This is a genomic window from Synechococcus sp. R8-2 (genome assembly GCF_047461715.1).
Taxonomy (GTDB): Bacteria; Cyanobacteriota; Cyanobacteriia; order Thermostichales; family Thermostichaceae; genus Thermostichus.
This window is the reverse complement of record NZ_JANSHQ010000775.1, coordinates 1-515: the sequence shown is the minus strand read 5'-3', so window position 1 is coordinate 515 and position 515 is coordinate 1. Positions and strand designations below refer to the sequence as shown.

Here is a 515-nt window from a genome sequence, read left to right as displayed (position 1 = left end):
CAAAGCCAGAGGCGATTCGGCAGCAGTTTGAGCAACTTTTGGCCCAGGCGGAACAGCGGGCCCTTGCCCTTGGATCCCAGCCCATGCCCCCTCTGGAAAACGCGATCCTGATCCGCCGCGAGGATGCCGATCAAGCCCTGGAGAAGTTGCAAGAGCCCGGTAGCTGGGTGGTGCGCATTCTCTCTCTCACCAACCGGCTCAAGGGGGAGCCTGTGCCTGTGCTCGTGCAGATTTACCCCAACCAGCGGATCTTCCCCAAGGGATCCGTGCTGGCCCACGGGGTGATTCAACCGGGTTTGAGCGAAAATCAGATCCAACAGCAACTGCTGGGGCTGCTGAACCAGGCCAATCAGCGCTCGCAGGAGGAGGGGCTCCTCTCGGATCCCATCACCGGCACCGTTGGGGAGTTCTCCCAGGTCAAGTTTCTGGAGGTTGTGCAGCATCTCCGCCAGAGCACCACCCCTCTGGATGTGAAGCTGGTTGCCGACACCGACATCTACACAGCGGGGCCATTG

General features: G+C 61.2%; 1 pseudogene. It reads left to right on the top strand.

Annotation, left to right across the window (positions count from 1 at the left end):
- Positions 1–515: pseudogene (locus NW819_RS14590) on the top strand (DUF3084 domain-containing protein); the annotation flags it as partial.